This window comes from Nocardia nepalensis (assembly GCF_048910785.1).
Classification (GTDB): Bacteria; Actinomycetota; Actinomycetes; order Mycobacteriales; family Mycobacteriaceae; genus Nocardia; species Nocardia nepalensis.
On sequence record NZ_JBKBET010000028.1, the window covers coordinates 137,833 to 163,498 of the forward strand.

A 25,666-nucleotide genomic window follows, 5' to 3' on the forward strand; every position below is an offset into this window, starting at 1 on the left:
ACCATAATCAGTGCCGGAAGAAGGTTTCACCGCGCCCGCCCACCGATGCACCGACCCGAGGAGACGCCGATGTCGCGAGCAGCCGAGCTCGACCTGGAGACGATCGACCTGGCCCAGAGCGGGAGAGTGCTCACCGCGACCATCGTCGCGCCGCCGCTGAACTTCGTCACCCCCGCCGTCGTGCGCGACCTGGACCTGCTCACCTCGGCCGCGGACACCGACGACACGGTCGGCGCGATCGTGCTCACCGGCGGTCTGCCGGGACGCTTCCTCACCCATGCGGACCCGAGCGCCCTCACCGACATGCTCGCGATGCCGCATCCGTTCATCCCGGCCCGCGCGGTCGCGCCGCTGATCCCGGTGCTGAACACCGGCCTGCGGGTGCCGGGTGCGGCGCAGATGCTCGAGCGTTTCGGCGGCGGCCTGGGCATCGGCATGGTGTGGGGCTATCGCTGGAAGCGAACGACCATGCGAATGAACCGATCTCGCGTGGTCTATCTGGCCGCCATCAACGGTCCCGCCCTCGGCGGCGGCCATGAGATCGCCCTGGCCTGCGATATCCGCTATGCCGTCGACGCCGAACACGTCAAGCTCGGCCAGATCGAATCGATCGCCAATCTGATTCCCGGCGGCGGCGGAACCCAGCGCTTGCCGCGCTTGATCGGCGCGGCCAAGGCGATCGAACTGACCCTGGAAGGCGCGCCGCTCAGCGCACAGGAGGGCCTGCGCTTGGGGCTGGTGCACCGCCTGACCGGCGAGGACGATCTGCTCGCCGAGACCAGGGCCACCGCCGCGCGCCTGGCCGCGCGCAACCCGGTGGTCATCTCCGAACTCAAGCGCGCCATCTACTTCGGCACCGAGAAGTCGTTGTCCCGCAGTCTGAATCACGAACTCGCCGCCTTCCTCTCGACCGGCAGCAGCAAGGCCGCCACCCGAACCCAGGACGCCTTCTTCGACGATCTCGCCCGCCTCGGCGACACACCGTTCCTCGCCGAACCGAAGGCATGGGTCGACGGCACCCGCGTCGACCAGACCAGTTGATGAGCACAACGGCACGGGACCGACGCCGCGCATCCAATGTGCGTTCCCGACTCCAGTTTTCGACAGGCGGTTCGCTTCCGCTATCCACACCACCCCACAGGAGCAGCGATGAGCACCGCCGCGCAGCAAGCCAGCCGAGTCCAACCGGCCGATCTCGTCGGTGGGTCACCCGAGCACAGGCACACCAAAGATGGTGGCGCACAAGGCCAATGGCACAAGACCGCCTGCATCCTGTGTGAGAACAACTGCGGCCTGCTGATCCAACTCGACGGGCGCGCCTTCGCCAAGATCCGCGGCGACAAGGACCACGTCGCCTCGGCCGGATACACCTGTAACAAGGCGCTGCGCCTGGACCACTATCAGAACGGCGGCACCCGCCTGACCTCGCCGCTGCGCCGCGAGGCCGACGGCAGTTTCACCGAAATCGATTGGGACACCGCGATTTCCGAGGTAGCCGCACGGCTCACCGAGGTCAAGAACACCCACGGCGGCGACAAGATCTTCTTCTACGGCGGCGGGGGACAGGGCAACCACCTCGGCGGCGCCTACAGCGGCGCCCTGCGTCGCGCACTGGGCAGCCGCTACCGCTCCACCGCACTCGCGCAGGAGAAGACCGGCGAGGGCTGGGTCGACGCGCATTTGACCGGCGGCCACACCACCGGCGACTTCGAACACGCCGAGGTCTCGGTGTTCCTGGGCAAGAACCCCTGGCAGTCGCACGGCGTGCCACGCGCGCGCACCGTACTGCAGCAGATCGCCAAGGATCCGGCCCGCACCATGATCGTGCTCGACCCGGTGCGCACCGAAACCGCCGACCTCGCCGATATCCACCTGCAGGTGCGTCCCGGCACCGACGCGTGGTGCCTGGCCGCGATGCTGGCGATCCTGGTCCAGGACGATCTGCTCGATCACACCTTCCTCGCCGAACACCTCGACCAGGTCGAGGCCGTCACCGCGGTACTGCGCGATATCGACGTCGCCGCCTATGCCGAAACCTGTGGCGTCCCCGCCGAACTCCTGCGCAGCGCCGCGCACCGGATCGGCACCGCGGGCAGTGTCGCCACCTATGAGGACCTCGGCGTCCAGCAGGGCCCCAACAGCACCCTGATCTCGTATCTGAACAAGCTACTGTGGCTGCTCACCGGAAATTTCGCCAAACCCGGTGCCATGCAACCGCATTCGTGGATGGCCCCACTGGCAGGCTACAGCCGCGATATCAAACGCAGCCCGGTCACCGCCGCACCCATTCTCGGCGGGATGCTCCCGTGCAACTCGATCGCCGAAGAGATCCTGACCGACCACCCCGACCGGTTCCGCGCGATGATCATCGAATCCGCCAATCCCGCACACTCACTGGCCGATTCGACCAGCTTCCGCGCCGCGCTCGACGCGCTGGATCTGGTCGTGGTCATCGATGTCGCGCTCACCGAAACCGCACGCCACGCCGACTACGTGCTGCCCGCGGCCAGCCAGTTCGAGAAGTGGGAGGCCACCTTCTTCAATCTGGAGTTCCCGCACAATACTTTTCACCTGCGCGCGCCGGTGCTCGACCCGCTGCCCGGCACCCTGCCCGAACCCGAGATCTACGCACGCCTGATCCGCGAACTCGGCACCGTCGGCCGCACCCAACTGGCCGTTCTGCACACCGCCGCGAAACTCGGCCGCCGCCCCTACACCTGGGCCTTCGCCGCACTGCTGGCCCTGGACAAGAAGATCGGCGGAGTCGCACCATTCCTGCTCTATGAGACGCTCGGCCCGACCCTGCCCGATGGCGCTCGCTCCGCCGCCGTGCTGTGGGCGCTCGCGCAGCGTGTCGCCAAGGTGCACCCGGCCGCCATGCGCCGCGCCGGCCACGCGAATGCCGACGCCCTCTTCGATGCCATCCTCGCGGGCCGCTCGGGAGTCACCTTCACCGTCGACGACTATCCGGACGCCTGGGATTATGTGCCGCAGCGGCGAATCCCGTTGGCAATTCCGGAATTACTCGACGCCCTGCGCGAACTTCCCAGCACACCGGCCACCCACACCACCGCCGAATTCCCGTTCGTCCTGGCCGCCGGGGAACGTCGTTCCTTCACCGCCAACACCATCTTCCGCGACAACACGTGGCGCCGCCGCGATCCCGAAGGCGCACTGCGCCTCAACCCCGCCGACGCCGATGCCCTCGGCCTCACCACCGGCGACCACGCTCGCATAACCACCCGCCGCGGCACCGCCGTCGCCGCCGTCGAAATCAACGATCGCATGCAACCCGGACATGCGTCCCTGCCCAACGGCCTCGGACTCGACCTGCCCGACGGCACCCGCACCGGGGTGGCCGCCAACGAACTCACCGATGCCGCCTGGCGCGACGCCATTGCCGGAACGCCATGGCACAAACACGTTCCCGCACGCATCGAACCGCTGCACGACGCGTAACCGCCGGTCTGTACGCGCCCGGTGGCGGGCGTCGGTTCCCCTCACGGATTCCGCTCCGGCTTGTGGGCTTATTGTCGCTGGATCCCCGGCTCGGCCCATGCGCGGGTCACGCTGTCCAGCACCTGAGTGAACCTCATAATGCTCCAGTGCTTCTCGGGCACCTGGGGACACCGTAGAGTCGGCGCATGGTTTTCCAGCTCGAGCTGCAACCTGCCCCACCCCTGCACCTGACGCCGCAATGTGTGGTGCACACCGGAACCGTACGACTATTCACGACCGGCATGCTCATCCACACCTCCAACGCCCCCGCCGAACAGTTCGGTTTCTTCCTCCCGAACACCCGCCCCCTGCCCGAGGACGCACCCGAACCACAACTCTGGGCGGAAATGCACCTGATGACCGCCACCGCCACCACCGCATCCGGAAACTTCCCCTTCGGCGTCGCCCACGCACGCGCGGCCTACGTCCCCGACCCCCGCGACGCCCTGCACCGCTGGCTCCATCTCACCGCCGCCGCCCACCCGGCCCGCGAGATCCGCCTCGGCTACCGCATCACCGTCCAAACCGCATAGCCCGCTGCCTCGGCGCCGATTCACCACGCGTCGACGAACCGCCCCGACTTGCGTTAGCCGGTCGGGAGGCACCTTCGCGATAAGGGCCGCGGTCTAGCCGGTACGCGCGACCGCAGCATGGACTGAACGTCAACCTGCTTGTGAACGCAGTTCGGCAAGTCCCTGCTGTCGTGTCTTGATCGGCTTGTAGCCAAGTTCCGTGCGCGCCTTGGTGATGTCGATGGTGCACTCGCGGCCGGAGAGCCAGACGCTCATGTAGTCCAGTGGGGGTGCGCCCTTCAGATGCACTGTCCGCCACAGGGTCTCGCCGGCCGCGGCAACGAGACGGGCGATACCGTAGGGCAGGGAACGCTCTGGAGCGGCGACATCCTGGGTGGCAAGCAGTTCGGTGAGGAACTCGCGGAAGACCACCGGCGAGCCGTCGGTCACGAAGTACGCCTGACCCGGTTGGCCGCGCTCGGCCGCGAGTATCAGTCCTTCCACCGCGTTGTCGACGTGGGTCGCGTCGGTGAGGTGCCGGCCACCGCCGAGCCACGCGAAGCGGCCTGCGTTGACCATGCTGATCAGCTCGGGCAGCAGTGTTGTATCTCCTGCGCCCCAGACGAAGCGCGGCCGTAGTACGACGGTTTCCATCCGGGTTCCGTTGGCTTCGAGCACAAGCTGTTCGGCGGCCGCCTTGGAGGCGGAGTAGTAGGCGCGCGAGTCCGGCCTCAGCGGCGCAGTTTCGTTCACGTTGACCAATGGCCGGCCGCTCATGAGGGCCGCTTCGGTTCCGACATGAATGAATCGCCTCACCCCGGCTTCACGCGCGGCGTGCACCACGTTGGCGGTGCCGGTGACGTTGTCGGCCTGAAACTGCTGGCGGCTGCCGTCGACGCTGGTGCGTGCGGCCGCGTGGAAAGCCAGCTCGGCCCCTGCGGCAGCGACGCGCAACCCCTCGGGGTCTGCGAGGTTCGCCCGTGCTGGGATGGCGCCGAGGCCCTGGACTCTCTGAGCGGCGGCATCGCTTCGGACCAGCGCGCGCACTGCGTGCCCGTCCTCGATCAAGCGCGTGATCAACCGACCGCCGACGAACCCCGAGCCGCCGGTGACAAAGACGGTAGCCACAATTGCACTTCCTTCCAAACTATAACAATCAGTATAGCTATACCGATCACTATACTTACCTCGTGGCCAGACCCAAATCCGATTCGCGTCAGAAAATCCTCGACAGCGCGCACCGGCTACTGTGCCGCCAGGGGTACCAGGGGACCGGATTGGCGCAGATCATCGAGGAGTCCGGCGCACCCAAGGGATCGGTCTACTACCTGTTCCCAGGAGGGAAGGAAGAGATCGCGGTCGAGGCTGTTCGTATCGCGGCAGCGGACTCGGCGAGCTTCATCGAAGCCACCCGCCTGTCCAGCCCCACCGCACGGGCATGGGTCGCCTCGATGGCCGAGCACTTCTCCCAGCACCTGCAGGAGACCGGTTTCAGCGAAGGCCTGCCGATCACCACCGTGACACTGGATTCGGTGCCCGGGTCCGCCGCGCTCGCCGCAGCTTGCCGCGAGGCCTACCACGTGCTTCTGACGGCCTTGGGAGAAAGCCTGACCTACTACGGGGTCACGTCTGCTGAGGATGCCAGCGGTTTGGCCATGCTCCTTCTCGGCGCACTCGAGGGCGCCATGGTACTGGCGCGCGCCCAGCAGTCCCTGACTCCTTGCGAGCTGATCCTGGCGCAGATTCTGCCGCTCTTTCCGGATCGCCCAAGTCGCGCTTGAGGTCCGGCGCGGATGTACGCCGGAATCGTGGCAGCGAGCAACGTCGACAAGGAACGGCGCGCGCCAGGTACTCACCGAGACCAAGCACGAGGAACATGGATGCCGCAGCCTGAAGTCAGGCGATGCTTGACCTCAACGAAAGTTGAGCTCGTAGCGTGAGCGGCGTGACGGATCCTGAGGGAGAATACGGACGTGAGCGACGCAAGCAGGCAGAAGTTCAGAGATCAGCTCGGGGCACCGGCGGTCGTGGCGCCGGCGGGTGCCACGGCACCCGCCGGCTGCTAGCGCGATGTCGGACCGGGAAGTGCCGGGGCAGGGATCCTCGCCGGGGCCCGGCGGGAACAGGTTCGATGCGGTGGAACGGTTACGCAGGAAGCTGGAAGGTATGAAGGCTGCCGAGACCGGTTCCCCCGACGAGGGAGACGGCACGTCGAAAATCACCCGGCTGCCGCGTCGCCCGCGGCGCATGACGGAACAAGCCAGCGAGCGGCCCCACAAAACGTGGCGTTCGGAAGGCGGCTCCGTCTACGATCCCGCTCCGACCAGGCCCGTGCTGCGGTCAGAACTGCAGCGTGATACAGGGTGGTGGCCGGTGGACCCCGGCCCGGCGCGGCACCGCGCTCCGGAGGATGATCCGGGCAGAGCCGAGCATGATGGGAGTGTCATCGATCTCGGCGCATTGCGGCGGAAACGAGCTGGTGACGATACCCCGGCCGTCGGCATTCGGCGCATGGCCAGACCGCCGCGCAGAATTGCACCTAGTGCAGGCGAGGGATCCGGCGCCGACGGTGATCAGGGCAGTGGCCGTAGCGGTGATCCCGATTCTCCACGGCCTGACGGACCTGCTCCGCGGCACTGACTCTCCGCGATGTCGTCGCCCCGGCCATCACGCACACATACCTCCCCGGGTTCCACACGCATTGCGTGAACTGGTGCGGCAGACACTGAATTCCGCAACTGCTGTCCCCTCGGGCAGCTCCTCTACGTCGAAGTGCCTGGCGCAGCGGGTGTCGCGCCGACACGAGGTCTGCGTCGACCTCGAGGATTCTCGATCCACCTCGGTTCCGCGCAATGCGACTCGGTCCACCGCAAGCCTTCGTGATCTGTGAATTCGGTTGTGCTGCAGTGGATCCGACAGCCACATCGAAGGAACAGAGAAGGCGATGATGTGATCGGAACTCGGCAAGACGGTACACAGGGCTATGACGAGCTGAGGAGCGACGCTGCGCACGACCGTGTGCATGCGCGTCTTCACCCTGGCAGTGGTCGCGATCATCTCGGTCGCAACGAGGTAATCGGCTCCTGTGCGTGATCCCGCAGGCATTCCAGGGCTTCGAATACGCCTGCCTTACCGGTTGAAGAGGGCCGGTTTCGACGTTTCGATCGTTGGATTATTTCGTGTCGGTGGATGCCGACGGCTGCTGACCCGGTGCCTCCAGTAGATCGCGGAAGCGGCGGGCGAACAGGAAGGCGTCACCGGGCCAGCGAGCGGAGACGTAGTTGCCGTCGGTGACGGTGAAGGCATGGGTATCGTCGTCTGCCGTCCCACGTCGGGTGAGTTCCCGTGGGCCTCTGCAGAATTGAGTGTCCGGATCGGTGAGGGCAGCGCGTACCTCGTCTTCCACGTATGCGGAGTAGGTGCGGTAGTAGCGGCCGAGCCGCCATGCGGTGAGGTAGTAGGCGGTGCGTTCCATGAACTTGGGAAGACATGTTGTGGTTCTGTTGGCCAGCACGCTCAGTCCTGTCTCGGGATCACGGGTGCGGGCGAGCGTGAGCACTCCGTGGCAGATCGCGCCGACCGGGCGGTGCAGCGACCAGAATCGGGCGATCTGCTCCTGGAGGAGGGGTGAGCCGAGATACTGGCGCATGCCGGGCGCGTGTCCTCCCGGCAGGATGAGCCCATCGAAGCTGGTGACGTCCAGATCGGACCAGGCGACGGTGGCGGCGAACTCTGGCGCGTCGGTGAGCTGCCAGTAGTACTGCTTGGGTTCATCCTCGGCCCCCAACTGACCGAACAGCACTCCGGTGAGCAGTCGCGGGTCGGCCGAGGGCCGAGTGCCGGCACGTTCGGTCGCGAACACGACCTGGTGCCCGGCGTCGGTGAGAACGCGCCAGGGAACGGCCACTTCGGTGACGTCGAAATCGGTATCGGGAACCGGGATCAGCACACGCACACGTCCATCATGGCAACACGCAGCGCCCTGCGGGGAACGCAACCGAACGATATTCGGTGCCAGACCGCCGAGTTCGGTGAGACGCTCGGCCACTTCGGTCGCCGCCTCGAGGTGAACACTGTCCGTGGCCTGCTGCCGGCGCGACCAGGACCCAGGTATTGCTCAACCGCACAAAACGCACGGTCCGAACAAATATGCCGCGCGCGGTTACTGAGTCGTCGCGGGTTGGCGATCGACATCGGCCGCCGTCGATGCGGGTGAGGCGGGGGTGACCGTGACCCAGGTGTTGTTGACTGCGGCGTTGCCGGAGAAGGTGTCGGTGAGGGCTGGGTCGTGTAGGAGGTTCACGTTCGCGCCCGGCAGGGATGCGGCCACCTGCCAGCCGACGCCCGGTTCGCGGTGGCCCCAGCCGTGCGGGATGGCGATGGTGCCGGGGCGGATATCGTCGCTGACCTCGAGGGTGACCACGATCGAGCCGGTGCGGGAGGTGACCACGACCGGTGTGCCATCGGTGAGGGCGCGCTCGGCGGCGTCGGCGGGATGCATGAGGGCGGTGCAGCGGTCGCGGCCCTTCACCATCGACGGGACGTTGTGCAGCCAGGAGTTGTTGCTGCGCAGGTGGCGGCGGCCGATGAGTTTGAGGTCGTAGCCGTCGGCGGGCGCCGTCACCGCCTTGCCGCGGCGCGCGTCGTCGAGCAATCCGCGTGCGGCCGTGACGAAATCCTCGGGCGCCAGATGAACCTTGCGATCCTTGGTTCCGATCAGTTCCCGCAATCGCGGCTGCAGCGGACCGAGATCGACACCACCGGGCACGGCACGCACCTTCGCGACGGTCAAGCCCTTGCGACCGCGCCGCAGCACCCCGTACGGACCGGCGGCCACCCCGAGCCTGGTCAACCGGATCGGACTGAACTGTGCGAGTAATGCATTCAGTGCACGCGTGGTGAACCGGCGCGCCGGCAACGGCACCAGCTCGGTGATCAAGCGCGCCATGATCTGCCAGTCCTCGAGCCCATCGGCCTGCGGTTCGAAGACACGCGCGTCATAGCGAAGATTGTTCCGCACACTGAACACCGGGAAAAGGATGTTCACGTCCTCGCGTTCCAGCGGTGAAATCGGCGGCAGGATGATATCCGCGTGCCGCGTGGTCTCGGTGTTCTAGAGACCAGTTTGAAGCGAACTCGCAGCGTTTGCGTGTTCATAGCCTTAGAGATTACCGGCATCGACGCCCTCTCGGAGTGACAGGTTGGCGCGCCAACGGATGACGTTTGCTGCTGAGCATTCGCAGCACCTCTGCGACGAACTGTCGGCGTTGAGTGAGATTCGTTGCCCCGGTGCGCATTCCGGGCACATGATCGCTCGACGGGGACGGATGTCGCTGCGGTGTGGTTGCCGACTTCCCTGCCCCATGAAGCGAATCTAAAGCGAATTCCGACCGTATGTCAACGGTAGTGGGGGAGAGCGAAGCTATTCTCGCACTCTGGTTTTCTCGATAGTGTCCGGCGAGGTGTTGCGCCACCGCTGCTCCCATGGCGAGAGTGGTTGGTATGGGGATTGGGCGAGTGGGTGTGGTTGCCCGGTCAGAGCTGAAAGTGCGTGAGCGACTTCGATAATGCCGGCTTTGGTGTAGATCGGTGTCGATCCTTCGTAGGCGGTGTTGTCGGTGTGTCCGGCGTAGGCGTGGGCGACCGAGGGTCCGAATTCTCGTTCGACGTAGGTGAGTGTGGTGTGCCGTATCCAGTGTGGGGTGACCTGCATCCGCGCCGCCCACGGCAGGTGTGCGTGGATTCGCTTGCGTAGGTAGTCGTATCGGCCTTGCCCGAGGGGGCGTCCATCGCGATACCGCAGGACCCGAGTGGTGGCGGGTTTGGCGCGTCGATGGTCGGTGTGTGCGACGAGTCGGGTCATCAGCAGTGGTGAGATCGGTTGCCAGCGTTGGGTTCCGCCTTTCTCGTGTAGCAGGATCAGGCAATGCTCGGGTTCGAGGTCGGTCTCGTCCAGTCGCAGAATTGCGCTGCGGCGGCAGGCGGTTTCGATGTGCAGGCGCACGATGAGGGCGTCGAGTTCGGTGTCGTTGCCTGTGGTCGAGGCGATGTGTCCGATGGCGATGACCTGTTCGCGGGTCAGCGCATGGCGCGGGCTGGGTAGTCGGCGGGGTTTCGTGATCCGACTGGCGGGATTGCGGGCGGGACAGATGAGGTTGTCGTGTTCGGCGTGGCGATACAGGCAGCGGATCGCGGAGATCATCGCGATGACGGCGCCGCGACCTTCGCGCGTGTTGGCCCGCACCTGGGCGCGACTGCGATGTGATTCGACCAGTTCCTCGATCTCCAGCGGCGTCGGTTCGTCGAGATACCGGTCACCCCAAACCGTTTCGATGATGCGCCAATACGGGTTGTAGGTGCGCAGGGTGGTCACCGGAACAGCGACCCGCAACCGGGCAAGATATCCAGTGAAGGTCGGCATCACCGGTATCCGATCAACCATGTCGACGTGCAGGCGGGCGGTGATCAGTCGCAAGGCCGCGTCGATGTCGGCGTTCATACCGGCTTCTGCCATGTCTGGGGCCGATAGGCCCATAACGCGGCCGCCATTACCGCCGGCGGGACGACGACGAGAAGATCATTGTCCCGGCTTGCGGCGAGCAGCACTCGATCGCCCGGATCGAGGTTGCAGCGGTGCCGGAAAGCCGCCGGAATAAGCAGATACCCCGATCGCCCCACCGACCACCGGCCCTGCCGCAGCCACCGGACCACGACGAACTGATCATCGCCCTCGAACCCCAGCGCCTGACCCGCATACCAGGCAAGGTGTTTGAGCGCCGAACGATCCGACACGCGACCGTGATCGTCGATAGTGCCTGCCGCGCAGAACAGCTCACCGATCGGGGTTGCCTCGACGACACCCGGGAAAGCGAACGGCACCTCGCGACCGTCATGTCGGCCGGGTGCACCGCGCCGTGTGCCCGTCGGGAACAACTCATCGAAACCCAACCGGAATACCGGACGACTCGGTCTGGAAAAGGTTTGCCGAGCAGGAGATGTTGCAGATGTGTTCGTTCTCATCGCAGACGCATCGAAGTGAATGGGCGCATTGCCTGCATCGGGTGTTGTCCGCACGCAAGAATGCGGTGTTGCGGCCAGATCGCCCATCTGCATCCCCTCCTTGGTGCCGTTCCCCGGGCGCGGAGTGCTTGTTGAACACCCCAGATGAGTTCAATGATTGGCCTGTCGGGAGACGCTGCAATCGCGTCACATGCTGCCACGACGTCTCAAGGACGGTGTGCCGATGGTCGTTCAGTCGGGGCGCTCACGCCCAAGCGTGCTGGTAATAGATCTCAACGGTACGTGCCGGTTGCGTCTCCGATGGTGCCGATGACACCAGCCATTCCATGGGCCAGATCAACGGTATCCCAAGGCTTTCCGATAACCGATTCCTTACGGGGCAACCGGCGATAACTCAATTGTAGCCGCATATTTTGTCATGGGGGAGCGGATCGATCACAGCGATAGGTCCGCGCGATACCACATCCACCGACCGCATCGTCGGCTCCAGCTCTTCCGGCGACGGCGTGTCCCCGGCGATCTCGTCGACCGGGCCAATTACTGTCCCGTCGCTCCTTTCCGCCTGGGTTGGGTCGGCGTCGTACAGGTTCGCACCGGTCAGGACCCCGCCCGCACCAACCTCGACCGCCACCCCAACTACATCCTTGCCGCCTACATGGCCTCCGGCACATGACAACCCAACGCACGCACATGCCAATATCCGGGCGTTCGGGAACCCTGCTGCTACCAGCGTGTTCGACCGGACACACGTCCAAACCGTTCTACAGCTGCACTTTTCGCGCCAAACCGCCGAAAATCCGTGTTGAGCCGGAAATACAGCTGGAGGCCAGAGCCTCCCTCAAGGGGACATGATGGCCTGGCCCAACGATGCGGGTCAGGTCCGCGCTGCCAGGGGTTCATAAGCGGTTGTTCGCGCGTCGGCTGTGGTGCAGGATACGAGATCGACAGGGAGGCAGGAGGACTCTCCATGGACGAGCAACTCGTAGTTGCCGATACTCCGTTCGGAGCACTTCTGCAGCTGCTGGCACTGGCTCTGCAACGCTCGGCTGGTGGTGGGCCAGCTGTGCTCGTTGAGGAGGGTCCAGACGCAGCCGGACGCTCGCCAGACTGGGGACCTGGCACGATCTACGCCGCTGGTGAGAATCTTCCAGCGATGCTGTCGGCACTGCTGGAAACACATCCCAGCGTCGTATGGATTCCTTGGTGGGAGCGCGCCGCCGAGTCGCGCCGACCACACTACGACCAGCACCTGCAGGAGCTTCGGCCGTGTTCGCGTGATTCGGGTCTGGTAGTCCTCTTGCCTGCGGGGGAACTCAGCTCCCGGTCGGCGGTGACGATGCGGCAGAACATGTATGCACACTGGGACGTGGTTGCGGTGATCGAGGCCAGAAATGTTCACCCCCTTGCGCATCACAGCATGCGAGTCGCAGCTGTCGTGCTCCGGGCCAAGGCTGATCCTGCGCCCCCTGTCAGGATGTTCCGCGTTCCGACAGACGCCGACGCCGACGCTGTCAGATCCGACCTCGCGCATCTGTTCAAGCAAGGCGGAGGCCGCAGCAAGTTCGGATACGTTTTGCGCGAGAGACCAGACGCGGACATCGGGCTCAACTTCGACGCTCACGATCCTGCTATCGAGCAGCAGCGCGCAAGCCTGTCAGGGTTCGGCGGTGTGGTTCGCCTGGGCGACCTGTACGAGTTCCCACCCAGGATCTGGCTGAAAACAGAAATGGAATGTGCACCCGATGCTGCGGGCGCGGCGCGGGTTCTGCGGGGCCGGGACGTCGGCCGCGATGGGACCCTGGCAGCACCGAGCGAGGACACCCGTGGGGCCTGCATACCCGAGCAGTTCCACCTCGCGGTAGGTGACGTACTGGTGCGGCGCATATACCGTCGCAACGATTCCGGCGGACTGGTGCTAGCCACCGTTCGCCCGGAGGACCCTCCCGCCGTGGTCACGCACCACCTGCTGGTGATGAGACCGCGTGACCAGCAGGCGACGCGAGACAGAGATTTCGCACTGAGGTTCCTCCGAACTCCTGTTGCTCTGACGCTGCTCAACGCCACGCTGAGCAGTGCCCATGAAATGGTGCAAATTTCGGCGGCGCCGTTGACAGAAATGGTTGTTCCGCGGCCGGATAAGGATTTGGTCGACGCGTTGGATGGTCTGGACGCAGCGAAGGAGCGCCTTCAACGATGGCAGGCGCAGGCCGATGAGATCCTCACCTCGGTATTCCGCAGCGACACACCGTCGGAAGCTCGGCGACGCGTCATAGAGTCCGGCCGTACCCTGCGGTTACGTGTCGAGGCTGCCTCGTTGTTGGACGACCTCGGCCACACCGTGCGGACGCGTTTCCCGTACCCGGTCGCCGCACGCTGGCGCACCGCCGAGGTACTGCAGAGCACGGAACCAACCAGGGAAGCCTACGGAGCAATTCTGGACGCGACCGAGATCCTGCTGTGCTACAGCGCGCTGGTGACGTTGGCGTTGACCCGCCAGGAGGGAATCGAACTCGGCTCCGCAGGCGAGCTCCGGGCCAAACTTCGCACCGGCCGCACGGGGCCAGGTCTGGGTGAATGGACCGCAGTCCTGACCGAGGCCGCCACCAGTAAGCGGCTCCGATCCATGACGCCGTCACATCCGCTCGGTGATCTGCGTGGCTTGCTCGTCGGCGCCGCGGTCAATGGTGCACGGCAACGGCTCGCCGACCGACGCAACGATCAGGCACACATGCGTCACACCGACGCAGCCGATTTGCCGGATGCGGTGCGAGACGCCGCCAAAGACTTGAGAATCCTCCTCGACGCCGCCCGATTCCTGACCGACTGGCCACTTGTGCAGGTGGCAGCGGTGCGGCGCGATTCGCTGGCTCGGCGTTCCTACATTGAGTACCGCGAGCTGATGGGTGACCACCCAGTGGTACCGGTCAGCTCGTCCGAACATACGGACAACGAGTTGGAAGTCGGCAGTCTCTACCTGCGCGGTCCCGAACAGCGGCTACATCTTCTACGGCCATACCTAATCGGTAGGGATTGTCCGGTGTGCCGGAACTGGTCGACGTTCCATGTCGAAAGGGCGCCGCAGGGTGCGGTGGTCCTCAAGAGCCTCGAGCATGGTCATACGACAGTAGATCCAACGCTCAGCGACGTTCTCCAAATCGTAGGCCTGCTTTAATCACCGTACCGGCACGAGAGTGCCTGCTACAGGGTGGTGGGACCCACCACTCGCCAGGCTGTGGTGTCGGCCGTGTAATGCCGCGTTCCGGCAATTGCCCAGGGACAGCCATTGTCCGACAGGCGATCTCGCGGAACGCCCCTCATACCGATTCCAGGATGTTCTGCTTCGGGACGCCGACCGCCCCAACAGCGGGCCTGCATTGACGCGATGATGAGCAGCTCAGTCACCACGGGTCACCTGGAAATTCACCGCTGGCGACTGTCGGTGCCGCCATGACGAAGTGGGCGCATGACGAATCCTGGCCTGATAAGACTTCGCCGCTCGGGCGAGAGCGAACTACGGTGCGATGGAACCGAACAACACCGAACGTGAATATCTGCAACTGCTTGCCGCGCGCCCTGGCATGTACATCGGGTACACCTGTTTGCGCGGCGTGAAGTGCTTCTTGGAGAGTTACGACGCGGCGGCCCGCCAACGCGGTGAGACGGAGCTGGACGGTTTCCGGAAGTGGTTGATGGCCAACCATGTTGGTGAAAGCAGCCTCGTCTGGTTGGGATAGATCCAGCAGATCGCACTACCGGTCTGGGACTTCGAAACCCCGCTCACGCCGGATCAACGTCGGCATTTCAGCATTATTCACTGTCGTAGCGGAAAGCGTGTACTGCGGTATAGGGTCGACGAGGTTGCGTCGCATGGGAATTGCGGTGGTTTGCGAGGCCTTTGCATCCCACCCCCGGCCTACACCGGTTCAATGAACTGCGGACTCGGATTCGCCTTGCTGTTCGTCGGCGCGCATCAACATATCCGCTACCGCGGTAGCGGCCTGAGTGATGATATCGGCCGTCCGGCCGGGCTGAGTTACCAGCGCGAGCTGGTCGGTGCCCTTTCGATGTGTACGGCGTTCGCCCTCGCCACCGACGCGTAGGGCGCCTTGCTCAGGTCGGTAGACGTTCGGGGGTGTTCGCGCTCTGCGAGTCCTTGCGCGAACTTGTCGAGTTTCGCCACCGGCTCCCGGCCATATTTTTGGATGGATACGGAATTAGCTGAGGCTCAATGCTTCCGGGTAGGCCTATCGCGGTGCATGAGTCTGCCATACCCAGACGGCGGGGTTATCCGTTGAAAGTCATGCAACGCTATGCCGAGGGCCTCCAGCCTCGGATGATTCGCACCGTCACGTAGTAGATCGCGGACCGTGTCAGATGCAACCAGGATCGACTCGCCGGTGGCCTCGGGGTGAAAGGCCGCGGCTGCAGGAATCGTCGCAATCAGTCTCTCCAGGTATTCCACGATGAGGGACGCGTCATGGTGGAAGTGGTCAGCGAGTTGGTACAGCGCACGGGTCATGGATGCAAGGGACTGGATCAATAAGCCGCTGACGTCACGGTCTGGAAGATTTTCGAGACAAGCCTGCTCCATGCAGAGGTAGTAGACCGCTTCTCCCCATTTGCCAAGAGAGCCAAGGGTTCCAGCGAGGTTTCCCCACAGCTGTGCATTGGCCAGGCTGAGCGGGTTGTTTTCATTGGCGAGTTCCGACACGGCGATGGCGTGCTGGACGAGGCTGGCGGCTAGCTGCGTGTCATCCTTGGCGGCAAAGAACCCCATCCACGCTTGTGTGGAATAGGCAGCGCGGAACAGAGCGAGGTCGGTCTGGCCCTCAAGTTCGACCAGTTGCCGCACAATGGACTGCACGATGTCATTCATCGCGACCGTAACGTCCAGCACTCTGGCTGGGCCGCGTGCGCCGGCCCGGGAGATGGGTATCTGTTCGTCCAGGGTGACAAGGCAATCGCGTTTAATCGCTCGAAGCACCTCACCCGCAGGTGGATCGCCGATCGCATAGTGCGGAAACTGCTGGTCGACAGTGTCGCCGGCACACCCGAGCAGAAGGTTGACGGGAATCTGTCGTGACGCGAGGAAGGCCGCTGTGCGCAGGGCTGTCGCCGCCAGTATGTCAGCGGCCCCTGTTCGAGCGGTGAGCCGTGCCCACGTCATGGTGATGGCGCCCACCACAGTGACCGGGTACTCACGGTAGCTGACAGGCACCGAGGACAGGTCGTCCATGGCCCGCTCCAGCAGATGCTCGAACTCTGCCACCGCGTGCGGGATATCGTCGTCGTAGTCGAGGTGCGTGGTCAGCAAGTACCCGGTGGCCAGTTCGAGAGCAAGCGGCCAGCAGTGCAGACGGATCGCCAGCCGATCAAGCGCCCGTTGCTCGCTCTTGCTTGGCAATCGCTCAGGGAGTAGACGTAGGGAAAGCAAGCGAGTGGCCTCGGTAGCTGCCATGCCCTCCACGACCATCTTCGAGGAATTCGGCCCCGACAGTGGGGTCTGGTCGGTGCTGGTCACGATGACGTGTCCATGCCCTCGCCGTGGAATCCAGCGGCGTACAACGGTTTGGTCGCCGCAGTTGTCGAACACCATCAGCCACGGTCTAGCGCTGCGCGCCAGCGCCGCAGAGACTCGCTCGTTGACCGGCACGGCTTGGTCGCAGCCGATTAATCCGTTGTCCTCGAGCCAGCGCGCAGCGATGCTGAACGATTGCCTCACTCGACGTTCGTTCGTGGCGTCGATCCAGATGATCGCCCAGTACGCATACGCATTCTCGTCCGCCCACGCCGCGACGAGGCTACTCTTCCCAGTTCCCGATAATCCAGTGACCAGACATACCGGCGCTGCGTCGCGCGGGACAGGGATGGGCAGACGGCGGGCCAATTCCGCCAGCAGGTCCGGGCGGGCGACGTCGGTGGTGCGTGGCGGCGGTGTGACGTGGATGGCCCAGTCCCGTTGATGCATTATCGATTTCACCGTTTCGGCATCGATGCACAATGCCTCCAATAACTCAGTCCTGGCGAGTACCGCCGTTTGCGGCCCGGAGGCTCGCGCCATCACCTCCCACACCAGATAGCCGGTCAACAGCCCAGTCGCATCCCACCCCACCGACGCTGGAACGGCTCGATGGCGGGCAGTGCGGACCAACTGCTGAACCTCGACCCTCACCTGTTCGATGTCGCGTCTGTCGAGTCTGATTTCTGTGCGCCGCAAGCGCTCCCAAAACTCTTCCCCTGACGCTGCAAGATCGCTTGAGACCTTCGCTCGAGACACCAGGGGGAGAATCTCGGCGCGGATGTGTGTACCGCCGACCGCCATCAACTCCAGCAGCTTGACGAGGCTGTCTTGTGCCGCACGGTTCGTGACTACCAAGTACCTATCTGCATCGAGGTTGTACAACCTCAGCAGAATCGCCATCACATCAGCAGCGGAAAGAGTGCTTCCCGGCCCGCCGCTCTTGACCTGTGCGACGGTGTGGACACAGGGCCCCGAAGCCAACGAAAAGTCGACGATCTCTTGGTCTGCCTTCAGATTCGACGTGAGTACACCTTCGACCTGCACATCGGTAAGCTCCGAATCGAATGCGAGCATCGTGACCAGCGCGTACTCCAACGTGATGAGGTACTGGTATTCAAATCCGCGTGCCGCGGCCTGTCCACCCATCGAAGTCCCTGCCTTAAGGTGACGCTCGTCCAGAGCGAATCTGGAGATGGCGGAACAGTATCCGACCACGCCGACACGTCCGACAGCCAAAATCGGTGGGCGACACCACCGCGGTGCCTACAAACGAGGACCCTCGGCTCTGCAGGCGCTGGCGTATGACACCGGTCCGCCGGCAATCTCGATCGTTGAACAACCGACTAGTTAGCTCAACCACGATCGTGGCAGCCATAGGCGCCGGATCCGGCTCTCGTGCGTAACGACGCTGCTACCAGCGTCGATGAAAGTTGTCAGAGGGTAGCCCTAATCTTCTACACGTGCCTTTCCTCATCTGAGGAGTGAAGCCTGGAGGTTGCTCAGTGAGTATTCTCAGCGCGTTCGACGCCTACCAAGAGACGGTCGATGCCGATCCTGCTCACGTCGCGTTGGCGCGCGAGCGCCGCGATATCTTCGTTGGCGCGTTGGGAAACGCTGACGGTGTCGTCGAGGTCGTCAAATCTGGTTCGCTACAACGTCGTACACAGCTCGAGCCGATCCATGATGTCGACCTGATCGTCGTCTTCGACGGTGAGCAGCACCCGAGCTGGGGACAGCCGGGAGCCTCCTCGGCAGAAGCGCTCGAGCATGTCCACGACTTGGTGGTCTCGCGTCTGGGGACCGGGCAGGGGTCGGTGGAGCAGCTGGTCCGTCTTGCTTTGGACCGCAACCGTGCGGTGAAGTGCTTCATCGATCCTCCCGAGCAGGAACATGCCTTCACCGTTGACGTCATGCCCGTTTTACGGCAGGCCGACGGGACGTTGTTGTTGCCCAGCACGAAAGACGAGCTGTGGTCGAGTGCGAATCCGGAGTTCCTGATCGGGCAGGTCGCTGAGCGGCAGCGGGAATGGAAGTACTTCCGGCCCATGGTCCGCGTGCTGAAAGACTGGCGTAAGGACGTGCAGGTCGAGGGGAAGATCAAGTCGTTGGTGATGGAAGTCCTTGCGTTGGAATGCCTTCCGTTGGATGTCACCCGCCCTAGCGCATTGCGATCGTTTTTCACCTCCGCGGCGGTTGAGGTGAACTGGGGTGTGTCCGATCCCGCTGGCTATTGCGGGCTGATCCAGCCGGATCTGGATGTCAAAGGGCTTCGTTCGGGGCTCGAGGAGGCCGCGGACAAGGCTGACCTGGCGTGTGATCTGGCCGCCCGCAACGACATCGACGGCGCGTTGCGGGTGTGGCAGGAGCTGTTCGGTCCTGATTTCCCGGCCCCGCCGAAGAAGCCCAAGGGCCGCACCAGCGCTGCGCCGCCCCCGCTGATCAGGGACGCCCCGCAAGGATGACGGTCGAGCAGGGGGTGGGGCAGGCTGGCGGCGAGGACTGGTGGGTGCACGAACCCCAGCGATTCGACGCCGACTGTGACGAGATGGCTCGGAGATTCCCTGGCCTGGCGTGGATTCCCGAGGGTTCCGGCCAATGGGAGGGTGAGTTGCCCCTGTGGCCGTTCGACCGGCCGCAGCCGGCAGGCCTGGAGGCCTGGCTGGGCGGACGGGGCCTGCGCTTGCAGGTGCAGTGCGGGCAGGCATATCCAGTCGTAGCTCCGCGGCTGTTTGCGCTCGACCCCGAGCCGGGACTGCACCAGCGCCTGCTGCATCGCTGGCACGTCAACAGCGACGGAAGTTTGTGTCTGCTGGCGGATCCGACGCGCTGGACCAATCGGATGTCGTTGAGCGATCTGCTGCTGAAAGCGGCTGGCTGGCGCATTGAATACGAACTGATGGTCGCCGGCGTGCTGGAGTCGATGACCGACAACGGCATCGTCAGCGACGACGTGCTCGATGCTCTGATCGAGCAAACGGCCCAGGGGCGGAGCGCCGCCGATGACCGTTGACTTTCTAGTCCTGCTTTCGACCGAGGCAGCGCAGACCCTGACCGGCGGCGGGCGCTGGGGCCGCTTGAGCTGCCGGGTCTCCGAACCCGACCGTGTCGCGGCTGTTATCGCCATCTCGAACGGCGATGACGCGCGGCGCCCGGTCAGCGCATGGGATAACACCCATTTTCTGGCGGTGGCCGATTACCGTCCGATCGGTTTTTGGCACCGGGTGAACCAGGATCTGCATGTCATATGGGCTAACGCGGCGCTGCGGGGGATCGGCATCGAACTCAGCGCATTTCGCGAGCGGATTCCCGCGGGCTTCCGCTCTCCCGGCGACGGCGCCCATCTTGTCATCACCTACGCGCCGGACGTCTCACCGGAGTATGTGGGCGTTCCGTCGATCGTCGCGTGGCATGTCCAGTCAGACATTGTGATGCCCGTCCGTGCCGAGGTCTGTTCCGCCAGCACCGGTATCGCTCAACTGCAGGGTCATTGGCCGGTCGAGATCTTGCAGTGCAAGCGGATCGCCATGGTGGGACTCGGCAGCATCGGATCGGCCGCAGCGCACGCTCTGGCCCGCAGCGGGGTCGGTGCCCTGGATCTCATCGATCCGGATCGACTCCTGCCCCACAACCTGATTCGCCACACCTCCTCGGCAAAATACGTCGGCAAACGCAAGGTCGAGGCCATGGCGATCGAGCTGCGCGAAGGTAACCCACACACCGCTGTCCAACCGTTCGCCCTCGATGTCGTGGCCGACGCAAACCGCGTCCGCCAGGTGCTGGCCAGAGCGGATCTCGTTGTGTGCGCGGCTGACGGGATCGAGCCCCGCCGGGTCGTCACTCACCTCGCACGCCGCGCGCGCACCGATGCGGTGCTGGCCTGTGTCCTCGAGGGTGGCGCGCTGGGCGAGATTATACGACTTCGGCCGTGGCCGGCGCACGGTTGCCTGACCTGCCGCCGCGAAACGCTCCAGGACACAGGCGCATTCGACCCGGAGCCGAGTCTGCATCGTGCCTACGGTGAAGCAACCGTTCACCGTCCGATGACCGCAGTCGGCAGCGATTTGCAGCTGATCGGTCAGCATGCGGCGAAGATCGCGGTGGCGACGCTGCTGGAAGCCGAAGGTGAGCCCGACCAGCGTCTGCCAGGCGAAGAGTTCATCGTCGCGCTGCGCCCCTCGCCGTCCTGGCCGGCTCCCTACGATCTGCGCCGCTGCGGTGAAGTGCGTTGGCTGCCAGCGATGCCCCCACGCGGAGGGTGCCCGACGTGCACGTGCGGATGACCGCGGCCGAGCACCTGAACGTCGTGAAGCTCAGCTACGGCGCCGCGCGCACGATCGGCCGCGAGGCACGCACGTCGATGTCGGATGGTAAGGAAACCGGCGGGATCCTTCTCGGTGACTACGGTGGCGATGGCAGCGTGCGCGTGCGCTTCGCGGGCACACCGGGCCCGCACGCGATCCGCCGCCACGACTTCTTTCTGCGCGACCTCGAACACACCCGCGTCTATGCCGAACAATGCTATCGCCACTATGGCGTGGCCTGGGTCGGCGAATGGCACACCCACCCCGTACATGCCCCCATCCCGAGCCCGCGGGACCTAGCGACCTACGACGCGCTGTCGACCGATCCCGAACTCGATTTCAGCCACGACTTCCTCGCCCTGATCGCCGCACCGTCCTCGGACGCCGGTGGCCGCTGGGTCCTGGCGGCGTGGGCCTGCCGCGGTTGGGCCTGCCGCCCGCTCGTTGTTGAACAGCCCTCCGCCACCGATCAAGAACCGCCGACACAGAAAGCACCAGCACCGTGACCCAGCCGAACTCGCGACGACCACACCTCGACGTCCTCGGAACTGCGACACCCCAGACCAACCGAGGCTGGCAGGCCGTCAGTGACGGGACGGTGGTCCACACGGTCGGGTTGATGGGCGTCGGCGGATTCGGCACCGAGGTCGCAAAATCGTTCGCTGCCAACGAAACTGCAGGACGGGTCTGGTTAATCGCTAGCCTGCTGGCAGGGCTCGAACTTCTCGGTCTCGCGTGGTGGCTGCGGCGCCGCGCTCGCCGGAACGCGCGGGTCGCGATCGTGGTCACCGCACCCGATGCCCGCCGCGGCGGGATCGCACGAGCGACACAGCTGACCCAGCAGGCCGAGACCTTCGCCCAGACCTGCTGCAACGTCACCCTGAAAGCCGAGGTGCCGACCAGCGAAGGCGAGCGACCGACCTCCACCCTGATCACCCAGCTTGCCGACGAAACCCTCACCGCGCTGTCCCTGGCCATGCGGCTCACGCCCGACGCCACGAGGTTCAACCTGATACCCACCATGCCGCTACACGCCGCATTCTGCTTCGGTTTACGCCTGGGCCACACGCACGCCCGCGAGATCCGCGTCTACCAAATCCACCAAAGCAACGGGGAACGAGCCTATTTCGAAGCCACCACGTTGAGGGCGGGCACACCCCGCCGATCGCCTCTGGACGTCCACCCGCTCATCACCCTGCCCAACGGCGACCCCACAACCGCGGCGCTGGCTCTGGATCTGCAGCATCGTGGGGACGCCTTCGTCGAGGCCGTCAAGGCCAGCTGCCTTGAGCGCGGCATCGGCACCCTGCTGGTGCTTCAAAGCCCGACGCAGACCCTGAAAGAAAACTTCAATACCTTCACCGCCGTCGTCGCGCAGACGGTCCGCGAATGGCGCAGCGCCGAACTGACTCCGGTGGCCCGGAACGGACGCCACGCCGTCTTTCTCAGCGGCCCGGTCTCGGTGTCATTGGCGTTGGGCGCGTTGTTCGCGGCCGAGGCCGGGCGCTGGCAAGCAATGACATTCGACCCCGACAGCAGCCGATACGAGGAACTTCCGTAGCATTTAAATTCTGCGCGGAATTAGCGCGCAGCGCCGACAAATCGACTTCTTCTATGTTCAGGGCTCACTCATCGCTTCGCAGCCGATTGGTTCGAATCCGGTTGCGCGAGGGATGGCCTCGTTAATGCCATCGACGCTCAAGCTGCAGTACCCGAGCTGGCGGGGCGCGAGTTCAGTGATTCGGGGTCGGAATCGAGACCGGCTGATGCGGGTGCCGCCGGAATCGTGCTGTCGCCGATCAGGTAGCGCGGCGCGGTGAAGTCCATTGAATCCGCTCGCGGCGACGGTCACTTTTGCCGTGGTAGTGCGAGGATCACCAGTCCAGCCACCCGAGCTCGAACGCGATCCGACGCGCACCCCACCGCTGGGGTATGGCGAGAGTCGGGGCGCAGATGGTCCCGGTCGTCGGCCTGTGCCCGGTCGGGGCTGACCACCAGCTTGACTTCGCTCCCATAGGCTGCGTGCCGCGCTCACACTGGGCGGTGTCGAAACCGAACAGGACACGGCCCCCCAGGGTCGCTCCGGCGCCGGGTCAATTGATGTGCTGTGTCGAATCTGCGCCCACTAGCGCGGGATCGGTGGGCGCTGGGGTCACCGACACCCATGTGTTGTTGACCGCGGAACAGCCGGAGAAGGTGTCGGTGAGCGAGGGATCGTGCAGCAGGTTCACATTGGCACCGGGCAGTTGCGCCGCTACCCGCCAGCCGACACCGGGGTCTTGATGTCCCCAGCCGTGTGGGATCGCGATCGCACCGGTGCGGATATCGTCGCTCACCTCGAGGGTCACCACGATCGAACCCATCGGTGAAGTGACGGTGACGGGTTCGCCGTCGGACAGGCCGCGTTCGGCGGCATCGGCTGGATGCATGAGCGCGGTGCATCGGTCGCGGCCTTTCACCATGGGCGGGAGGTTGTGCAGCCAGGAGTTGTTGCTGCGCAGGTGCCGTCGGCCGATCAGCCGAAGATCGAAGCCCTCGGGTGCTTTTGTCGGTGCCACCGGATCGGAGGTGTCGTCGATCAAAGTCCGTGCGCCGATGAGGAAATCCTGCGGCGCCAGCGCCACCTTGCGATCCTTGGTTGCGATCAGCGAACGCAACCGCGGTCGCAGCGGGCCCAGGTCGATACCGCCCGGTGCCGCCTTCACCTTGCCGAAGGTCAAACCGTTGCGGCCGCGCCGCAGCACTCCGTACGGGCCGGCGGCGATCGCGGCCATCGCCATGCGCAGCGGGCTCAGTTGATCGAACACAGCGTTGAGCGCCCGGCTGGTGATCGACCGGGCTGGCAGCGGCAGCACCTCGGTGATCAGGCGGGCCAGGATCTCCCAGTCCTCGAGCGCACCCTTCGGTGGCTCGAAGACCCGCTCGCTGAAGCGGACGTTGTTGCGCACGCTGAAGGCCGCCAGCACCAAATCCAGATCGGCGTGCTCGAGCGGCGAGACCGGTGGAAGCACGAAATCGGCGTGTCTGGCGGTCTCGGTCAGATAGAGATCCACGGCCACGACGCACTCCAGCCCGTCCAGTGCGGCACCGAGCCGGCCGCGCTGTGGCGTGGACAGTACCGGGTTGCCCGCATAGGTGATCATCGCCTTGATGTGGCCCTGCTCCATTTCATCGGCGAGCACCGCCACCGGCAGCTCCGACCGGAAAGACTTGAACCGGCCCGAGCTATCGGTCCACGCACCGTGCGCCATCGGCACGAAACGACCCAGCGGTGCCCCATCCACAGCCGGTTTGGCGAACATCTGCCCGCCCGGCCGGTCCAGGTTCCCGGTGACCGCATTGATGGTGTTCACCAGCCAGTGCGTCAAAGTCCCCGTTACCTGCTGGCACACCCCGATCCGGGCGTACAGCACCGCCGAGGGTGCGGCCACGTGCTCACGCGCCAGCCGCCGAATTGTCTCCGCGTCCACCCCCGCATGTGCTGCCGCCCGCTCGGGCGTGAAATCGGCGACCAGCGCGCACAATTCGCCCCATCCGGTGCACTGCGAACGAATCCGGTCTTCGTCACACAGCTTTTCGGTCACCAGCACATGCAGCATTCCCAATAGCAGATATGGGTCGCCGCCAGGCGCCACCGCGACATGCTCATCGGCCAGCCGCGCGGTCTCGGTGCGCCGCGGGTCGATCACCACCACCTTGCCGCCGCGGCGACGCACCTTCTGGATGCGCAGCTTCGCGCCCGGCATAGTGCTCACTGACCCGTTCGACACCGCCGGATTGGCGCCCATGATCACCAACCGGTGCGTGCGGTCGATGTCGACCACCGGCATCAGCACGTTCGCGCCGAACATCCGCCACGCCACGAACTCCTGCGGGAATTGGTCGATTGAGGACGCGGAGTAGAAGTTGCGAGTCATCAACGCCACTCGCAGCAGCGCACCATAGATCACCGAGGAGCTGTGCGCGGCTGGATTACCTAGATACATCCCGACAGCACTGGCACCGTGCTCGCGGCGGATCCGGCGCAGCCGCTGCCCGATCTCCCGGAACGCCTCATCCCAGCCGACCGGTTCGAACCGGTCACCCACCCGGCGCAACGGAGTACGCAGCCGGTCCGGGTCGTGATGCAGCCCGCCCATCGCCGTCGCCTTCGGGCAGATGTACCCGGCGGAGAGTACATCGTCGGGGTTGCCTTCGATCCGGGTTACCCGTTCGCCCTCGACGGTTACCAGGATCCCGCAATGAGCCTCACACAGGGTGCACTGGCGGGCAATCGTGGTCGCGCTCATGAGTCTTCACTCCGCATCGGTCCAACACTGCCAGAGTCCGGCTCCAGCTTTGTGGCGAGCTTATCGGCCGAACGCCAATAATCGCACCGTTCTCGACCGAGGTGCCCAGCCACAGGTTCGGCGGGAACGCCAGGCCGCGCTCGGCCAGCCGCTTGGCCCGTGAGGGCCGCTTGGTCAGCACCTGGTAGGTGTGCTCCGACCGTGACGGCCGGGATGCGGAGCTCAACGATGTCGCTCGCGAAATCCGCATCGCCGAAATCCAGCGACGCAAGGCGCGAACCTCCCTCGATCGCAGTGTGCGCCACCTCGACAATGCCCTCACCGAACCACAGTGACTTGACGAACTGACCGACCACGACCGTGCCCTCAAGGATCGCGCCCGCGAGTACCTCGACCATTCCCAGCAGCCCGGCGAGTCTGCACCCGCAAAGACACCGCGAAAGACACGCAGCTACACGCCCGAAAGAATGTCGATGGCAAGCCCAGCGAAGCTGGCGTGGCAGTAAGTTCGACCTTCCGGATCCT

General features: G+C 64.9%; 22 protein-coding genes. 13 read left to right on the forward strand and 9 right to left on the reverse strand.

Annotated elements, in window-relative coordinates; all coding sequences use genetic code 11:
• Positions 1-69 precede the first annotated feature (69 nt).
• The 3 genes from ACHQ4I_RS21405 to ACHQ4I_RS21415 all read left to right on the forward strand — a co-directional run bounded on the left by ACHQ4I_RS21405 (position 70) and on the right by ACHQ4I_RS21415 (position 4,031).
• Entirely contained in the window at positions 70-1,041 is a 972-nt protein-coding gene (locus ACHQ4I_RS21405) for an enoyl-CoA hydratase/isomerase family protein (protein ID WP_420773574.1), read from the forward strand.
• Positions 1,042-1,149: 108 nt separating this feature from the next.
• On the forward strand, positions 1,150-3,459 hold the full coding sequence (locus ACHQ4I_RS21410) for a molybdopterin-dependent oxidoreductase (RefSeq protein WP_420773575.1): 2,310 nt from the start codon (positions 1,150-1,152) through the stop codon (positions 3,457-3,459).
• A gap of 185 nt (positions 3,460-3,644) precedes the next feature.
• Complete coding sequence (locus tag ACHQ4I_RS21415; protein ID WP_420773576.1) at positions 3,645-4,031, forward strand: hypothetical protein; 387 nt, start codon at positions 3,645-3,647, stop codon at positions 4,029-4,031.
• A 129-nt stretch (positions 4,032-4,160) separates the two neighbouring features.
• Here ACHQ4I_RS21415 and ACHQ4I_RS21420 read toward each other — a convergent pair whose 3' ends face one another.
• Complete coding sequence (locus ACHQ4I_RS21420) at positions 4,161-5,138, reverse strand: NAD-dependent epimerase/dehydratase family protein (RefSeq protein WP_420773577.1); 978 nt, start codon at positions 5,136-5,138, stop codon at positions 4,161-4,163.
• Positions 5,139-5,200: 62 nt separating this feature from the next.
• Between ACHQ4I_RS21420 and ACHQ4I_RS21425 the strand changes: the two genes are divergently transcribed.
• A complete protein-coding gene (locus ACHQ4I_RS21425) occupies positions 5,201-5,791 on the forward strand; it encodes a TetR/AcrR family transcriptional regulator (protein WP_420773578.1) in 591 nt (196 codons plus the stop codon).
• A 1,391-nt stretch (positions 5,792-7,182) separates the two neighbouring features.
• Here ACHQ4I_RS21425 and ACHQ4I_RS21430 read toward each other — a convergent pair.
• The 5 genes from ACHQ4I_RS21430 to ACHQ4I_RS21450 form a co-directional block, all read right to left on the reverse strand.
• A complete protein-coding gene (locus tag ACHQ4I_RS21430) occupies positions 7,183-7,965 on the reverse strand; it encodes a type 1 glutamine amidotransferase domain-containing protein (RefSeq protein WP_420773579.1) in 783 nt (260 codons plus the stop codon).
• A 207-nt stretch (positions 7,966-8,172) separates the two neighbouring features.
• Positions 8,173-9,039: a molybdopterin dinucleotide binding domain-containing protein gene (locus ACHQ4I_RS21435; protein WP_420773580.1), complete on the reverse strand. Its 867-nt coding sequence runs from the start codon at positions 9,037-9,039 to the stop codon at positions 8,173-8,175.
• A 393-nt stretch (positions 9,040-9,432) separates the two neighbouring features.
• Positions 9,433-10,509: a tyrosine-type recombinase/integrase gene (locus tag ACHQ4I_RS21440; protein WP_420773581.1), complete on the reverse strand. Its 1,077-nt coding sequence runs from the start codon at positions 10,507-10,509 to the stop codon at positions 9,433-9,435.
• Entirely contained in the window at positions 10,506-11,117 is a 612-nt protein-coding gene (locus ACHQ4I_RS21445; RefSeq protein WP_420773582.1) for an AbrB/MazE/SpoVT family DNA-binding domain-containing protein, read from the reverse strand. The genes ACHQ4I_RS21440 and ACHQ4I_RS21445 overlap by 4 nt, the downstream gene beginning before the upstream one ends.
• Positions 11,118-11,424: 307 nt before the next feature.
• Complete coding sequence (locus tag ACHQ4I_RS21450; RefSeq protein ID WP_420773583.1) at positions 11,425-11,661, reverse strand: hypothetical protein; 237 nt, start codon at positions 11,659-11,661, stop codon at positions 11,425-11,427.
• A 705-nt stretch (positions 11,662-12,366) separates the two neighbouring features.
• Between ACHQ4I_RS21450 and ACHQ4I_RS21455 the strand changes: the two genes are divergently transcribed.
• From ACHQ4I_RS21455 to ACHQ4I_RS21465, 3 genes are all read left to right on the forward strand, one after another.
• Positions 12,367-14,202: a restriction endonuclease subunit S domain-containing protein gene (locus tag ACHQ4I_RS21455; protein ID WP_420773584.1), complete on the forward strand. Its 1,836-nt coding sequence runs from the start codon at positions 12,367-12,369 to the stop codon at positions 14,200-14,202.
• A 349-nt stretch (positions 14,203-14,551) separates the two neighbouring features.
• Positions 14,552-14,764 carry a hypothetical protein gene (locus tag ACHQ4I_RS21460; RefSeq protein ID WP_420773585.1) on the forward strand — a complete coding sequence of 71 codons (213 nt, stop codon included), beginning with the start codon at positions 14,552-14,554 and terminating at the stop codon, positions 14,762-14,764.
• 192 nt (positions 14,765-14,956) lie between these two features.
• The gene (locus ACHQ4I_RS21465; RefSeq protein WP_420773586.1) at positions 14,957-15,130 is read left to right on the forward strand and encodes a hypothetical protein; all 174 of its coding nucleotides are present in this window, start codon (positions 14,957-14,959) and stop codon (positions 15,128-15,130) included.
• Between the two features lie 125 nt (positions 15,131-15,255).
• Here the strand turns inward: ACHQ4I_RS21465 and ACHQ4I_RS21470 are convergent, their stop codons facing one another.
• Positions 15,256-17,697, reverse strand: coding sequence for a hypothetical protein (locus ACHQ4I_RS21470; RefSeq protein WP_420773587.1), 2,442 nt, complete (start codon positions 17,695-17,697; stop codon positions 15,256-15,258).
• A 335-nt stretch (positions 17,698-18,032) separates the two neighbouring features.
• Between ACHQ4I_RS21470 and ACHQ4I_RS21475 the strand changes: the two genes are divergently transcribed.
• The 5 genes from ACHQ4I_RS21475 (at position 18,033) to ACHQ4I_RS21495 (ending at position 22,413) form a co-directional block, all read left to right on the forward strand.
• Complete coding sequence (locus ACHQ4I_RS21475; RefSeq protein ID WP_420773588.1) at positions 18,033-19,013, forward strand: nucleotidyltransferase; 981 nt, start codon at positions 18,033-18,035, stop codon at positions 19,011-19,013.
• On the forward strand, positions 19,010-19,561 hold the full coding sequence (locus ACHQ4I_RS21480) for a hypothetical protein (RefSeq protein ID WP_420773589.1): 552 nt from the start codon (positions 19,010-19,012) through the stop codon (positions 19,559-19,561). The genes ACHQ4I_RS21475 and ACHQ4I_RS21480 overlap by 4 nt, the downstream gene beginning before the upstream one ends.
• Positions 19,551-20,831, forward strand: a complete 1,281-nt coding sequence (locus ACHQ4I_RS21485; protein ID WP_420773590.1) for a HesA/MoeB/ThiF family protein — start codon at positions 19,551-19,553, stop codon at positions 20,829-20,831. The genes ACHQ4I_RS21480 and ACHQ4I_RS21485 overlap by 11 nt, the downstream gene beginning before the upstream one ends.
• The gene (locus ACHQ4I_RS21490) at positions 20,828-21,358 is read left to right on the forward strand and encodes a Mov34/MPN/PAD-1 family protein (protein WP_420773591.1); all 531 of its coding nucleotides are present in this window, start codon (positions 20,828-20,830) and stop codon (positions 21,356-21,358) included. Before ACHQ4I_RS21485 ends, ACHQ4I_RS21490 begins: the two co-directional genes overlap by 4 nt.
• Positions 21,359-21,471: 113 nt before the next feature.
• A complete protein-coding gene (locus ACHQ4I_RS21495) occupies positions 21,472-22,413 on the forward strand; it encodes an SAVED domain-containing protein (protein ID WP_420773592.1) in 942 nt (313 codons plus the stop codon).
• Between the two features lie 532 nt (positions 22,414-22,945).
• Here the strand turns inward: ACHQ4I_RS21495 and ACHQ4I_RS21500 are convergent.
• Both ACHQ4I_RS21500 and ACHQ4I_RS21505 read right to left on the reverse strand, forming a co-directional pair.
• On the reverse strand, positions 22,946-25,141 hold the full coding sequence (locus tag ACHQ4I_RS21500; RefSeq protein ID WP_420773593.1) for a molybdopterin-dependent oxidoreductase: 2,196 nt from the start codon (positions 25,139-25,141) through the stop codon (positions 22,946-22,948).
• Positions 25,101-25,391 carry a DUF5131 family protein gene (locus tag ACHQ4I_RS21505; protein WP_420773594.1) on the reverse strand — a complete coding sequence of 97 codons (291 nt, stop codon included), beginning with the start codon at positions 25,389-25,391 and terminating at the stop codon, positions 25,101-25,103. The genes ACHQ4I_RS21500 and ACHQ4I_RS21505 overlap by 41 nt, the downstream gene beginning before the upstream one ends.
• On the opposite strand from ACHQ4I_RS21505, the gene ACHQ4I_RS21510 reads away from it, so the two are divergent.
• A complete protein-coding gene (locus ACHQ4I_RS21510; RefSeq protein ID WP_420774200.1) occupies positions 25,330-25,476 on the forward strand; it encodes a hypothetical protein in 147 nt (48 codons plus the stop codon). The genes ACHQ4I_RS21505 and ACHQ4I_RS21510 overlap by 62 nt on opposite strands.
• The last annotated feature ends 190 nt before the right edge of the window (positions 25,477-25,666 follow it).

What these genes read in the sequence shown, in the direction of transcription:
- ACHQ4I_RS21405 (WP_420773574.1), top strand. Translation starts at nt 70, where the DNA reads ATGTCGCGAGCAGCCGAGCTCGACCTGGAGACGATCGACCTGGCCCAG.
- ACHQ4I_RS21410 (WP_420773575.1), top strand. Translation starts at nt 1,150, where the DNA reads ATGAGCACCGCCGCGCAGCAAGCCAGCCGAGTCCAACCGGCCGATCTC.
- ACHQ4I_RS21415 (WP_420773576.1), top strand. Translation starts at nt 3,645, where the DNA reads ATGGTTTTCCAGCTCGAGCTGCAACCTGCCCCACCCCTGCACCTGACG.
- ACHQ4I_RS21440 (WP_420773581.1), bottom strand. Translation starts at nt 10,509, where the DNA reads ATGAACGCCGACATCGACGCGGCCTTGCGACTGATCACCGCCCGCCTG.
- ACHQ4I_RS21445 (WP_420773582.1), bottom strand. Translation starts at nt 11,117, where the DNA reads ATGGGCGATCTGGCCGCAACACCGCATTCTTGCGTGCGGACAACACCC.
- ACHQ4I_RS21455 (WP_420773584.1), top strand. Translation starts at nt 12,367, where the DNA reads ATGCGGCAGAACATGTATGCACACTGGGACGTGGTTGCGGTGATCGAG.
- ACHQ4I_RS21460 (WP_420773585.1), top strand. Translation starts at nt 14,552, where the DNA reads ATGGAACCGAACAACACCGAACGTGAATATCTGCAACTGCTTGCCGCG.
- ACHQ4I_RS21465 (WP_420773586.1), top strand. Translation starts at nt 14,957, where the DNA reads ATGAACTGCGGACTCGGATTCGCCTTGCTGTTCGTCGGCGCGCATCAA.
- ACHQ4I_RS21470 (WP_420773587.1), bottom strand. Translation starts at nt 17,697, where the DNA reads ATGGGTGGACAGGCCGCGGCACGCGGATTTGAATACCAGTACCTCATC.
- ACHQ4I_RS21480 (WP_420773589.1), top strand. Translation starts at nt 19,010, where the DNA reads ATGACGGTCGAGCAGGGGGTGGGGCAGGCTGGCGGCGAGGACTGGTGG.
- ACHQ4I_RS21485 (WP_420773590.1), top strand. Translation starts at nt 19,551, where the DNA reads ATGACCGTTGACTTTCTAGTCCTGCTTTCGACCGAGGCAGCGCAGACC.
- ACHQ4I_RS21490 (WP_420773591.1), top strand. Translation starts at nt 20,828, where the DNA reads ATGACCGCGGCCGAGCACCTGAACGTCGTGAAGCTCAGCTACGGCGCC.
- ACHQ4I_RS21495 (WP_420773592.1), top strand. Translation starts at nt 21,472, where the DNA reads ATGGGCGTCGGCGGATTCGGCACCGAGGTCGCAAAATCGTTCGCTGCC.
- ACHQ4I_RS21500 (WP_420773593.1), bottom strand. Translation starts at nt 25,141, where the DNA reads ATGAGCGCGACCACGATTGCCCGCCAGTGCACCCTGTGTGAGGCTCAT.
- ACHQ4I_RS21505 (WP_420773594.1), bottom strand. Translation starts at nt 25,391, where the DNA reads ATGCGGATTTCGCGAGCGACATCGTTGAGCTCCGCATCCCGGCCGTCA.